The following is a 12,390-nucleotide window of genomic DNA, read 5'->3' on the forward strand; positions in this document are numbered from 1 at the left end:
AAGTAATTACACCCAACAAAAAAGAGCCCGAAGGCCCTTTTTTAAATTTAGCTTCAAAAGCGCTTATTTTAACGCTTATACACGCTCAAATACGGTAGCAATACCTTGGCCTAAACCAATACACATAGTCGCTAAGCCTAGGCTTACGTCTTGTGATTCCATTAGGTTGATAAGCGTACCTGAGATACGTGAACCGGAGCAACCTAGTGGGTGACCAAGTGCAATCGCACCACCGTTAAGGTTAATCTTAGTATCTAGGTGGTCCATCCAACCTAGTTGCTTAATGCATGATAGCGCCTGTGCTGCGAACGCTTCGTTAAACTCAGCAAGTTCAATATCGTCCATAGTAAGGCCAGCGCGCTTAAGCGCTTTTTGTGTTGCTGGCACTGGGCCGTAACCCATAATTGCCGCATCACAACCAGCCACTGCCATCGAGCGAATTTTCGCACGAGGCGTTAGGCCAAGCTCTTTCGCACGGTCTGCTGACATAAGTAGCATACCTGATGCACCGTCAGACAGCGCAGAAGATGTACCCGCAGTAACAGTACCGTTTACTGGGTCGAACACTGGGCGAAGTGCCGCCATGCTCTCAGCAGTGCTCTCTGGGCGAACTACTTCATCGTAGTCAATTAGCTTTAATACGCCGTTTGCATCGTGACCTTCAACAGGCACAATCTCGTTAGCCCAGCGGCCTTCAAGGTGTGCTTTGTGCGCTAGCTGGTGCGAACGCGCACCGAATGCATCTTGTTGCTCACGAGTAATACCGTTTTGACGGCCAAGTAGCTCGGCAGTCATACCCATCATGCCCGACGCTTTCGCCGTGTACTTAGCAAGACCTGGGTGGAAGTCTATGTTGTAGTTCATCGGTACGTGACCCATGTGCTCAACACCACCAATCATGTAAATGTCACCACGACCGCTCATGATGCCACTTGTTGCATCGTGAAGGGCTTGCATTGACGAGCCACATAAACGGTTTACCGTTACCGCGCCAGTTGTGCGTGGAATTTGTGTTAATAGTTGCGCGTTACGTGCAACGTTGAAGCCTTGTTCTTTAGTTTGCTGAACACAGCCCCAAATGATGTCTTCAATTTCCGCTGGGTTTACGCCAGGGTTACGCTCTAGTAGCGCGGTCATTAGCGCTGCAGATAGGTCTTCTGCACGCACATTTCTGAAAACACCGTTTTTTGAACGACCCATAGGGGTACGTACGCAATCGATTACGACCACTTCTTTCATTAGTTTTTCCTCCGGGTCTTATGCGAAATAGGATTTACCAGCAGCGGCCATTTCACGAACGCCGTCTGAGATCTGATAAATTGGACCAAGTTCAGCGTACTTGTCTGCCATCGCAACAAAGTTCGCCAAGCCAATGGTTTCAATCCAACGGAAGATACCACCGCGGAATGGAGGGAAACCTAAGCCGTAAAGTAGCGCCATATCTGCTTCAGCTGCGCTATCTACAATGCCTTCTTCTAGGCAGCGAATTGCTTCGTTTGCCATTGGGATCATAAGGCGTGCAATAATGTCGTCAGCTTCAAAGTCTGTCTTCTCAGCTACGTGTGGCGCCATTAGGGCGTATGCTTCTTCAGCAGGTGTTTTAGACGGCTTACCGCGCTTATCAACACCGTAGTTGTAAAAACCTTTACCGTTCTTCTGACCTAAACGCTGCTCTTTGTAGAACAGTGTTACAGGGTCGTTGTCTAGGCGAGCCATACGCTCTGGAATACCCGCTGCCATTACGTCTGCTGCGTGATCGCCCGTGTCGATACCTACAACGTCCATTAGGTAGGCAGGGCCCATAGGCCAGCCGAAGATTTTTTCCATTACTTTATCAACTGCAACAAAGTCAGCGCCGTCGATAAGTAGCTTACTGAAGCCCGCAAAGTATGGGAACAATACGCGGTTTACCAAGAACCCTGGGCAGTCGTTAACCACAATTGGGGTTTTGCCCATTTTAAGGGTAGCGGCTACTACTGCATTGATGGTTTCTTCAGAGGTTTTTTCGCCACGAATAATTTCAACAAGCGGCATGCGGTGCACTGGGTTAAAGAAGTGCATACCACAGAAGCGCTCTGGCTTGTCTAGGCTTTCAGCGAGCTGATTGATAGAGATAGTAGAAGTGTTTGAACAAATGATAGCGTCGTCCGCTACGTTGTCCTCTACCTCTTTAAGCACAATACCTTTTACCTTCGGGTTTTCTACAACCGCTTCAATAACAAGGTCAGCATCTTTAAGCGTGCTGTACTCAAGGGTAGGCGTGATAGCGTTAAGTGTTTGCGCCATTTTAGTCGCGTCTACTTTACCGCGCTGCATGCCTTTACCAAGAATTTTCGCTGCTTCAGAAAGGCCAAGGTCTAGTGCACCTTGATTAATGTCTTTCATGATAACTGGCGTGCCTTTCACAGCGCTTTGGTATGCGATACCGCCGCCCATGATGCCTGCGCCTAGCACAGCGTTAAGCTTAGATTGCTTAGTAGCTGCTTTCGCTTGCTTTTTACCTTTGCTTTTAACTAGCTGGTCGGCTAGGAAAATACCAATTTGCGCTTTCGCAGCGTCTGTTTTCGCTAACGCTACAAAGCCTTCATTTTCAAGCTTAAGTGCACCTTCACGGTCTAGGCCCGCTGCTTTTTGAACAGTCTCAACCATTTTGTGCGGTGCTGGGTAGTGTTTGCCAGCTTGCGCAAATACCATAGCTTGAGCAGTACTGAAGCTCATCATGGCTTCGTTTTTGTTTAGCTGTAGTGGGGCTTTCTTAACCGCACGACGCGCTTGCCAGTCAAATTTACCGTCAGCGGCGTCTTTCACCATTGAAAGCGCACCTTCAACAAGTGCTTCTGGTGCAACAACGGCATCAACCGCGCCTTCAGCCAAGGCTTTCGCGCCTTTTCTGTCGCGGCCAGTGGTCATCCACTCAAGGGCATTGTCTGAACCAATAAGGCGAGGTAGACGAACCGTACCACCAAAACCAGGCATTAGGCCTAGTTTAACTTCTGGTAAACCAATTGAAGCAGTAGTGTCTGCAATACGCATGTCACACGCCAATGCCATCTCACAGCCGCCACCTAGAGCGAAGCCGTTAACTGCAGCGATGGTAGGGAAAGGTAGGTCTTCGAAGCGGTCGAATACTTGTGATGTATTGGCAACCCACTGTAGTACTTCTGCATCGTCCATGGCGAATAGGCCAGTGAACTCGGTGATATCAGCACCCACGATAAATGCAGGTTTTGCACTGCGTACCACTAAGCCTTTAACATCGCCTTTAGCAAGTAGGGCTTGAGTTGCTTCGTCAAGTTCACTCACCGTTTGGCGGTCGAACTTGTTTACTGAACCTTGGGCGTCGAATACCAGCTCAGCAAAGCCGTCTTCTAACAGGCTGACGGAAAGACTTTTGCCTGTGTATATCATTATCATCTCCTTCGGCATTGGCCAGGATGTTAGTGAAGTAATCCAACTAATTTGTAGGGTCGTATGCATTCACTAACGCGTTAGGGTGGCTAGATTCTTTACAAAGCCACACAAAATTTCAACAAAAAATCAAACAAGCGTTTCAATTTGTCTAAGGTAGTGGTCGGATGACTTAAATTCAAGTGTAAATATCGAATTCAAGCTTCATTTCGCCATTGGTGGTTGTATAATGAGCGTTATTGACGCAAAGCGCCAATCCAGCAAAAGAATAATCTACAATCATGTCAACTATGTGTGTAAAGCATAGCTAACGACAGCTGGCACAACATCTTCTTTGGCAAGGAGCCAGGCTGAAATTTTCCCTTCGTTTATCAAACGAACGTAGTGGATCAGTCGCAATGCTGCTTTTTCAGCAACATTTTACAATCAGCTCGATTCGGCAAATTTGCCAGCGCTCATAAGCGTTCGAGTGTAGAGCAGGGTAGGAGTTCTATTGTGTCTGGTTTTTATTTTAGTTCGTGGTTAGGTCAGCGCTCGCTGACAAAAAACAATAAATTGTTCGCCACCGTTGTGGGGGCATTTGTTTGCTCGCTCTCTTCATTTTTCTCTATCGGCGCATGGGCTACACAGCCTTTAACACTACCCGAAGATATCTTCGAAAAGGATCGCGCTCGTTATCTAGAAGTTGAAAAAAAGCTGTTAACGTATTCGAAGCTAAGCGTTCAGCGCCTCGATAACGACATTTATGAACTGGCGCATTATCCGCTTTATCCTTATCTACTTAGACTCAAGCTAGAGCGCACTATGTCAATAAGAACAAAGCGCGAGGTTAAGCAGTTTCTGGAAGATTTCAATGGTCAGCCGGTAAGCTACGGTGTGCGTTATAAATGGCTTAATTACCTTGCTAAGCACGATTATCGCAGCACTTTTTTAGACAATTATCGCCCAGGTATGGGCGCAAGGCTAACCTGTATTGCGCTTAATTACCGTTTAAAAGAAGGTGAAAGCGAACAAGCTATTTTGTCCGAAGTTGACGCTTTATGGCTTCACGGTCAATCGCAACCGGATGAATGCGATCCGCTTTTTGCTAAGTGGAAAAAAGCGGGCATGATGACACCCGAAATGGTGATCAAGCGCATAGAGATTGCCGCGAAAGAAGATAACCGAAGCATTATCTCTTATCTTAAGCGCCAACTTCCCGGTGATAAGCAATACCTGGCTGACGCGTGGCTATCGGTAACCCGAGACACCAGCCGAGTAAATAGAACGGCGCTCTTTCCACTAAAAAATGCATCGCATGAAGCTGAGGTAATCGTATGGGCGGTCGAGAAACTTGCTTGGCGAAACCCTGACTTAGCCGGCACGGTATTTAACCGCTACAACGACAAAAACGTGTTCTCGCCAGCGCAGCAGCACGTTATGCGAAGAGCAATAGCGCTTAGCTACACGCTAGACCGCCTTCCTCAAGCGCATCATTGGCTTGAACTTGCTGATGTGCAGGGTGCCAGTGAAGATGTAAAGCTTTGGCATATTTCCCATTTGCTTCGCACGAAAAAGTGGCAGGAAGTGGTTAATGTTATTGATAGCGCTCCTGCCAGTTTGCAGCAAGAAGAAAACTATCGCTATTGGAAAGCCCGAGCTTTAGAAGCGCTTGGTCAAACTATGCAGGCTACCGTGCTTTATAAAGAGCTTTCTCAAGAACGCCATTATTATGGCTTTATGGCAAGTGCGCACATAGGCGAAATTCCGTCGCTTGCACACACGCCAGCACCAAGAGACACGGCAGCTATTGCCAGTGTGGCGAAAACCCCTGCCACCATGCGCTCTGTTGAATTTTTCAGGTTAGACAGAACCACAGAAGCGCGCCGTGAGTGGTTTTATTTACTGTCACATTTACCCGAATCGAAAGTGACCGATGCGGGCATTTTGGCGTATGAGTGGGGCTTGTACGATCAAGCTATTACCAGTTTTGCGCGAAGTGGCTATTGGGATGATGTCGAGCGCCGATTCCCACTGGCCTTTAACGATGTATTCAGCGAAAAGTCGCAGGCATACAGCATTTCAAAGTCGCTGGCTATGGCTATTGCACGCCGCGAAAGTTCGTTTAGAAGCGATGCTATCTCTTCGGTGGGAGCGGCTGGACTCATGCAGCTTATGCCGGGAACAGCGCGTTATGTAGCAAAAGAGAAAGTGAGTCGTAACACACTGTTTCAGGTAGACGATAACGTTGAATACGGCGTGCAGTACCTGCGTTATTTAATGGACAAGTTAAACAATAACCCTGTGCTGGTGTCCGCATCTTATAACGCTGGTTGGCGCAAAGTGTTGGAATGGTTACCTGCTAATGAAGCGCTGCCCGTGGATATTTGGATTGAGAATATTCCCTACAAAGAAACCCGTGCTTACGTGAAGGCGGTGATGGCGTATCAGCATATTTACGACCAGCAGCTAGGTGGAAACGAGAATATCTTCCCTCAACTTACCCGCGATATGATCCCATCGGCAGATGCAGTAAGTACACATCCGGTAACAGGTACACTGCAACTAGCACCGCGATAGCTGTCAAAGGTTAGGCGTATACGGGTACGCCTTTCATTACGTTATTATTTTACCAGTATGGGAAACTTAACGTATACAACAGCACAGCGGTCTGAGCCAGTATGCATGTCATGCTGGCCTCGTGATACACTAGTAGCTAACTAACGACTAAAAAGATAAGAGGGGCTATGTCGCAACATAAAGCAACCTACCAACAGCATATCGAAGAGCTTCAAGCTAGAACTCGCGAAGCACTACAGCGAGAAGGGCTAGACGGACTAGTTATTCACTCAGGGCAGGGCAAACGTCTTTTCTTGGACGATAATCACTACCCATTTAAGGTAAACCCGCAGTTCAAAGCATGGGTGCCTGTTATTGATAACCCTAACTGTTGGCTGGTGGTAAACGGTGTAGACAAGCCTACGCTTATTTTCTATCGCCCTGAAGATTTCTGGCACAAAGTGCCACCAGAGCCAAATGACTTTTGGACTGACAGCTTCGACATTAAACTACTTCAACAGGCCGATGCGGTAGAGAAATTTCTGCCTTACGATAAAAGCCGTTTTGCCTATGTAGGCGAATATATTGAAGTGGCAAAAGCGTTGGGTTTTGACAATGTAAATCCAGACCGCGTGTTGCACTATTTGCACTATCAACGTGCTTATAAAACCGACTATGAACTTGACTGCATGCGTGAAGCTAACAAGCTGGCGGTGGCAGGCCATAAGGCCGCTGAGCAAGCCTTCCGTGAAGGCAAAAGCGAATTTGATATCAATCTTGCCTATGCCGCAGCAAGCCGACAAGGTGACAACGACGTACCATATACCAGTATTGTGGCACTTAACGAGCATGCTTCAATTCTGCATTACATGCAGTGTGATACCGTAGCGCCAAAAGAATCACGTTCGTTTCTGATTGATGCGGGTGCAAATTATCATGGCTATGCGGCAGATATTACACGTACTTACGCTCAAGAAGGTGTTCATAATTCAGCGATGTTCCGCGACCTCATTCAAGCGGTAGATAAGGTAACGCTGACCTTAGTCGATTCGTTAAAGCCGGGTGTAGCCTACACAGACATTCACTTGTTAGCCCACGATGGTATTGCGCAAATTCTTCACGATACCGGCATGGTGAATTTAACGCCACCTGAGATTGTGGAAATGGGGATTACACGCACGTTCTTCCCACATGGCATTGGCCATTTCTTGGGGCTGCAGGTACACGATGTGGGCGGATTGGTTAATGATGACAGAGGCACGCCTAAGCCTGCTCCTGATGATCACCCGTTCTTGCGCTGCACGCGTATGGTAGAAGCGCGTCAAGTGTTCACTATTGAGCCGGGCCTGTACTTCATCGATAGTCTACTGCGCGACCTTAAAGCGACGCCTGCGTCTAAGTACATTAACTGGGATACCATTGATGCATACAAACCGTTTGGCGGCATTCGCATTGAAGACAACATTATTGTGCATCGCGATAAGAACGAGAACATGACACGAGATTTGGACTTAAATTAATCGATTTTTTGTGTATAGCCAACACAACCCATCGTTATAAATGCAAAGAGCAGCCTTAAGCTGCTCTTTTTCATTACGCGCTTTTAAAATGTTCGTACTCCTTGTTGTGTCACCTTGATGTAGAACCACTATACCTGCGGTAACACGTCGCGATTACGAACATTTTAACTCTCGCTGAGTAGGTAATTATCTATGCGGACTGGTATTATTTGTAAACCAATGGTGCTGTGTGTAGTAATCAATAGGAAGATGTACAAGCAATGATTAGAAAGGAGTCGTTATGCCACAAGGCGATATTGTAGGTTTATTAATAATGGCAACAGTAGCAGGCTTAGCGATGCCTGCTGGCGCTATTTTAGCGACTTACCAAGGCATTCAGCCTAAGTGGCTAGAAAAAGAATTACGCCATGGTATTTTAGCGTTAGGAGCAGGAGCGCTAATTTCGGCGGTGGGTCTTGTACTTGTACCTGAAGGCATAAAAGACGTATCGGTATTTGCGGCCATAATGTGCTTCGTAGGCGGTGCTTTAGCTTTTATGGCCCTTGATATTTACTTGGCGAAAAAGAAAACCGCAGGCAGCCAGTTAGCCGCCATGCTCAGTGATTTTGTGCCTGAGTCTATCGCACTTGGTACTACGGCAGCGTTAGGCGGAGGTACCATGTTATTAGGCCTACTGATTGCAGTTCAAAACTTACCAGAAGGGTTTAATGCATATAGGGAAATGTTGCCAAAGAACAAGCAGCGCAGCACCAAACTCATTATTATCTTTGTATTAATGGCGCTACTTGGCCCCTTGTTTAGCTTGTTAGGCTTTTATTATCTAGCGCAGTTCCCCGTTGTAATGAGCGGTATAATGCTGTTTGCCGCAGGTGGGATACTCTATTCGGTGTTTCAGGATATTGCACCGCAAATTCGTATGGAAAACCATTGGCTTCCTCCGCTTGGCGGTATTCTTGGTTTTTTAGTGGGGATGATAGGCTTCATGCTCGAAGGCTAGCTTTTTAATAATTAGCTAGTTTTCGTAATTGGTAATTGCCAATAAAAAAAGCGTGTTGCTTACAACACGCCTTTTCATATCACTTATCGACAATTAGTTATCTATTGCTAGTTAGCTTGTACGCTCAATTGAAATATGTGCCAGCGCGATTAACGCCTCTTTATATTCAGAATCTTCAATAGCGTTTAAGCTGTTAATGGCCATTTGTACTTCTTTTTGCGCACATTCACGTGTGTAGTCCAAAGCACCGGTTTCTTCCATAATGCCTTGAATCCGCGTCAAGTGTGGTAGGCCATTGCTTTGTTCAATAGCTTCTTGAATAAGCGCTTTGTCGTCGTCATTTCTTGCGTGCCACATAGCGTAAAGTAATGGCAGAGTAGGCTTACCTTCAGCTAAGTCGTCGCCCGCATTCTTGCCCATTTCTTCGCTGTCAGCCATGTAGTCAAGTATATCGTCAGCTAGCTGAAAGGCTGTGCCTAGGTGCTTACCGTATTCTTGCATAGCGTGTTCAATGTGCTCATTTTGGTCGGTCAGCACAGCCGCTAACTGCGTAGCAGCTTCAAACAAACGCGCCGTTTTACCGTAAATAACATCAAAGTAACGAGCTTCTGTAGTGCTGGGATCGTTACAGTTCATCAGCTGTAACACTTCACCTTCAGCAATTTGGTTTGTGGCTTCAGACAGTATCTCCATAACGCGCATGCGTTTAAGGCTCACCATCATTTGGAAAGAACGGGTGTAAAGAAAGTCACCCACTAACACTGATGCCTGATTGCCAAAAATGGCATTGGCCGTTTCCCGCCCTCTGCGCATGGTCGATTCGTCAACTACATCGTCGTGCAACAGGGTAGCGGTATGAATAAATTCAACAATCGCCGCAAGGGTATGGTGATCGTTGTTGTCTATTCCCATAGCCCGCGCACTTAACACGGTAAGAAGTGGGCGTAATCGCTTGCCGCCACTGTTTACAATGTAAAAACCAAGCTGATTAATTAGGGCAACATCAGAGTCGACTTGTTGTTGAATCAGCTGGTTGACCGCCTGCATATCATCATTAGACAGGGCGCGGATTTGATCTATATCCATAGGCATGGCAATAAATACTTACTCTTACGTCTTGGGCAATTATTGGTGGCGATTGTACCTTAATCATCTGTACTATCCACCAAATTGTCTTAAAAAATGACGGCTTAACGCATTTACGTGTAATTCCTCAAATACGGTTAAACCAGATGTGAAAAAGGTGGGGCTGCGTTCTTCATATAAATTCTGTTCTGTGTTTAGCGGTTTGCCGCACGTACGCCCCCTTAATCATGCGATCACATGCAATTATAGGTGCTCTCGATAATTTTTCCTGTTAAGTCGCTATTTTTTGACGTTTGTATGAAGAAAACGAAGTGTTTAAGAGCAACTTTGTTTCTCAATTAGGGGAGTAGCATTGCCCCAAGTCACAGATACAAAGTGGGGAAGTAGTAATCGTAAAAACGATCCTATTCGTGGGATCCAGCAGCTCGATCGCAGTCTGATCGCAATGCATATTTGGGGATCGTTTGCCGATCTCGCTCGCGTGATCTTGCGCTGTTTGGATCGCATTTCTATGTAATTTGACCTATCAATATTTCCATTTTGATTTAATACGACCTAAAAATTTTTACTGTTTTTTCAAAAAAATTTGTGAATTTTTAACGGTTTTTGGGCATTTGAAGCTGCATCAAATACGCAATTGGGGCATAATTCGCCCCATGTTGGAAAAATAATCTATTTTTCTGCGAATCGGGGTTGTGATTTACGGATGTTTCACGTACAATTCGCGCCCTGTTTTTTGAATTGAAGCGTCAGTGGACGCAGAGCGGAGTTAACTATGTACGCGGTTTTCCAAAGTGGCGGTAAACAACACCGTGTGGCCGAAGGCCAAACCGTTCGTCTTGAAAAAATCGAAGTAGCCCCAGGCGAAACGGTTGAATTTGACAAAGTTTTAATGGTAAGCAACGGTGACGACGTAAAAATCGGCACACCAATCGTTGCTGGTGGTAAGGTGACTGCTGAGGTTGTTACACACGGTCGTGGCGATAAAGTAAAAATCGTTAAGTTCCGTCGTCGTAAGCACTCTCGTAAGCAAGCGGGTCACCGTCAGTGGTTCACAGAAGTGAAAATCACTGGTATCAACGCATAATAGGAGCACGAACACATGGCACACAAAAAAGCTGGTGGTAGTACCAAAAACGGTCGTGATTCAGAAAGTAAACGCCTAGGTGTTAAGCGCTTTGGTGGTGAATCTGTTCTTGCTGGTAACATCATTGTTCGTCAACGTGGTACTCGTTTCCACGCTGGTGACAACATGGGTATCGGTAAAGACCACACGTTGTTTGCACTAAAAGACGGTAAAGTTCAGTTCGACGTTAAAGGACCGAAGAACCGTAAATTTGTAAGCATCGTAGCTGAGTAAGCGCGTAAGCTTCTCGCCGAACAGGCTTAGAAAAACCCCGCGCTTGCGGGGTTTTTTGTTTTGTGAAACCTTTCTTTCTTTTTCTGTTCTTAATTAATAGCGATTATATTCTGAAAATGAATTAGCGCTGAGCAAGGTTTTACTTCTCAATTTTTTAGAATGCTGAGTAGACTCAAAAGCGCCGATGCGCAATTTGGTGTAAACTTAGTATTCGCATTAAATAAGTTAATAACCCACGGCATTACAGCCCGGAGTGATAAATGAAATTTGTAGATGAAGCTGAAATTCGCGTTGAAGCCGGTGACGGCGGCAACGGTACAATTGGCTTTAGAAGGGAAAAATACGTACCTAAAGGTGGCCCAGACGGTGGCGACGGTGGTGACGGCGGCAGTGTATTTTTACAGGCCGATGAAAACCTAAATACATTGATCGATTATCGCTTTGAGCGCTTTCACCGTGCTGAGCGTGGCCAAAATGGTCAAGGCGGCAACTGTATTGGTAAGAAAGGTAAAGACCTCACCGTAATGGTGCCTGTTGGCACGCGTGCTACTGATAGTGATACTGGCGAAGTATTAGGTGACCTGACTCGTCATGGTCAAAAGCTTAAAGTGGCACAAGGTGGTTTTCACGGTTTAGGTAATGCCCGCTTTAAAAGCAGTACGAACCGTGCCCCGCGTCAAAAGACCAATGGTACACCAGGTGAAATTCGTAACCTTAAGCTAGAGCTTATGCTTCTAGCCGATGTTGGCTTACTCGGTATGCCTAACGCAGGTAAATCAACCTTTATCCGCTCTGTATCAGCAGCTAAGCCTAAAGTGGCTGATTATCCGTTTACAACCCTGGTGCCTAACTTAGGGGTGGTTCGTCAAGATTCACAGCGAAGCTTCGTTGTTGCGGATATTCCTGGTTTGATTGAAGGTGCTGCCGATGGTGCTGGCCTAGGTATACGCTTCTTAAAACACTTAGAGCGCTGCCGTATCTTGCTCCACGTGGTAGATATTTTCCCTGTTGATGAAACGGATCCTGCCGAGCACGCAAAAGCGATCATTGAAGAGCTTGAAAAATACAGCCCTAAATTGGCAGAAAAGCCTCGTTGGTTAGTATTTAATAAAGTCGATTTACTACTTGAAGAAGAAGCTGAAGAACGCTGTCAGCACGTGATCGATGCACTAGGTTGGGAAGGCCCAGTTTATCAAATCTCTGCGTTCCAAAAGATGAACCTAGATCCTTTGTGTAACGACATTATGGACTTCATTGAAACTCTTCCAGCTGAACTGGAAGAGGAAGAAGAGAAGAAAGAAGTAGAATTCAAGTGGGACACTTACCACAAGAATACACTTGAAGCTCATGATGAGTTTGAAGATGACCTAGATGACGACGACTGGGACGAAGACGATTACGACGTGGAAGTTGAGTATCGTCGTTGAGAAACAATCGCTGAGAAACAGTCGTTGAGAAACAATCGCTGAGTGACAGTCAAT

General features: G+C 46.2%; 10 protein-coding genes. 7 read left to right on the top strand and 3 right to left on the bottom strand.

All coding sequences use genetic code 11. The annotated features are described in order from the left end of the window. Positions 1-75: 75 nt before the first annotated feature. Both fadA and fadB read right to left on the bottom strand, forming a co-directional pair. On the bottom strand, positions 76-1,239 hold the full coding sequence (fadA, locus tag MASE_RS02305; protein WP_014948145.1) for an acetyl-CoA C-acyltransferase FadA: 1,164 nt from the start codon (positions 1,237-1,239) through the stop codon (positions 76-78). Positions 1,240-1,257: 18 nt separating this feature from the next. Then, entirely contained in the window at positions 1,258-3,408 is a 2,151-nt protein-coding gene (gene fadB / locus MASE_RS02310; RefSeq protein ID WP_014948146.1) for a fatty acid oxidation complex subunit alpha FadB, read from the bottom strand. Between the two features lie 495 nt (positions 3,409-3,903). On the opposite strand from fadB, the gene MASE_RS02315 reads away from it, so the two are divergent. The 3 genes from MASE_RS02315 (at position 3,904) to MASE_RS02325 (ending at position 8,463) form a co-directional block, all read left to right on the top strand. Next, positions 3,904-5,967 carry a transglycosylase SLT domain-containing protein gene (locus MASE_RS02315; RefSeq protein WP_014948147.1) on the top strand — a complete coding sequence of 688 codons (2,064 nt, stop codon included), beginning with the start codon at positions 3,904-3,906 and terminating at the stop codon, positions 5,965-5,967. Between the two features lie 167 nt (positions 5,968-6,134). Continuing rightward, positions 6,135-7,466: a Xaa-Pro dipeptidase gene (gene pepQ, locus MASE_RS02320; protein WP_014948148.1), complete on the top strand. Its 1,332-nt coding sequence runs from the start codon at positions 6,135-6,137 to the stop codon at positions 7,464-7,466. A gap of 280 nt (positions 7,467-7,746) precedes the next feature. Next, a complete protein-coding gene (locus tag MASE_RS02325; RefSeq protein WP_014948149.1) occupies positions 7,747-8,463 on the top strand; it encodes a ZIP family metal transporter in 717 nt (238 codons plus the stop codon). Positions 8,464-8,574: 111 nt separating this feature from the next. Here the strand turns inward: MASE_RS02325 and ispB are convergent, their stop codons facing one another. Beyond that, a complete protein-coding gene (gene ispB / locus MASE_RS02330; RefSeq protein WP_014948150.1) occupies positions 8,575-9,549 on the bottom strand; it encodes an octaprenyl diphosphate synthase in 975 nt (324 codons plus the stop codon). Between the two features lie 352 nt (positions 9,550-9,901). On the opposite strand from ispB, the gene MASE_RS20025 reads away from it, so the two are divergent. The 4 genes from MASE_RS20025 to cgtA all read left to right on the top strand — a co-directional run bounded on the left by MASE_RS20025 (position 9,902) and on the right by cgtA (position 12,336). After that, positions 9,902-10,066 carry a hypothetical protein gene (locus MASE_RS20025; RefSeq protein ID WP_156080638.1) on the top strand — a complete coding sequence of 55 codons (165 nt, stop codon included), beginning with the start codon at positions 9,902-9,904 and terminating at the stop codon, positions 10,064-10,066. A 258-nt stretch (positions 10,067-10,324) separates the two neighbouring features. Beyond that, complete coding sequence (gene rplU, locus MASE_RS02335; RefSeq protein WP_012517169.1) at positions 10,325-10,636, top strand: 50S ribosomal protein L21; 312 nt, start codon at positions 10,325-10,327, stop codon at positions 10,634-10,636. Positions 10,637-10,651: 15 nt separating this feature from the next. Next, positions 10,652-10,909, top strand: coding sequence for a 50S ribosomal protein L27 (rpmA, locus tag MASE_RS02340; RefSeq protein ID WP_012517170.1), 258 nt, complete (start codon positions 10,652-10,654; stop codon positions 10,907-10,909). Positions 10,910-11,169: 260 nt separating this feature from the next. Then, a complete protein-coding gene (gene cgtA, locus MASE_RS02345) occupies positions 11,170-12,336 on the top strand; it encodes an Obg family GTPase CgtA (RefSeq protein ID WP_014948151.1) in 1,167 nt (388 codons plus the stop codon). Positions 12,337-12,390 lie beyond the last annotated feature (54 nt).

Origin of the sequence: Alteromonas macleodii ATCC 27126 (assembly GCF_000172635.2) — a bacterium.
Taxonomy (GTDB): domain Bacteria; phylum Pseudomonadota; class Gammaproteobacteria; order Enterobacterales; family Alteromonadaceae; genus Alteromonas; species Alteromonas macleodii.

Bases quoted from the DNA above. Each gene is read 5' to 3' on its own strand.
- fadA (WP_014948145.1), bottom strand. From the start codon at position 1,239: ATGAAAGAAGTGGTCGTAATCGATTGCGTACGTACCCCTATGGGTCGT.
- fadB (WP_014948146.1), bottom strand. From the start codon at position 3,408: ATGATATACACAGGCAAAAGTCTTTCCGTCAGCCTGTTAGAAGACGGC.
- pepQ (WP_014948148.1), top strand. From the start codon at position 6,135: ATGTCGCAACATAAAGCAACCTACCAACAGCATATCGAAGAGCTTCAA.
- MASE_RS02325 (WP_014948149.1), top strand. From the start codon at position 7,747: ATGCCACAAGGCGATATTGTAGGTTTATTAATAATGGCAACAGTAGCA.
- ispB (WP_014948150.1), bottom strand. From the start codon at position 9,549: ATGGATATAGATCAAATCCGCGCCCTGTCTAATGATGATATGCAGGCG.
- rplU (WP_012517169.1), top strand. From the start codon at position 10,325: ATGTACGCGGTTTTCCAAAGTGGCGGTAAACAACACCGTGTGGCCGAA.
- rpmA (WP_012517170.1), top strand. From the start codon at position 10,652: ATGGCACACAAAAAAGCTGGTGGTAGTACCAAAAACGGTCGTGATTCA.
- cgtA (WP_014948151.1), top strand. From the start codon at position 11,170: ATGAAATTTGTAGATGAAGCTGAAATTCGCGTTGAAGCCGGTGACGGC.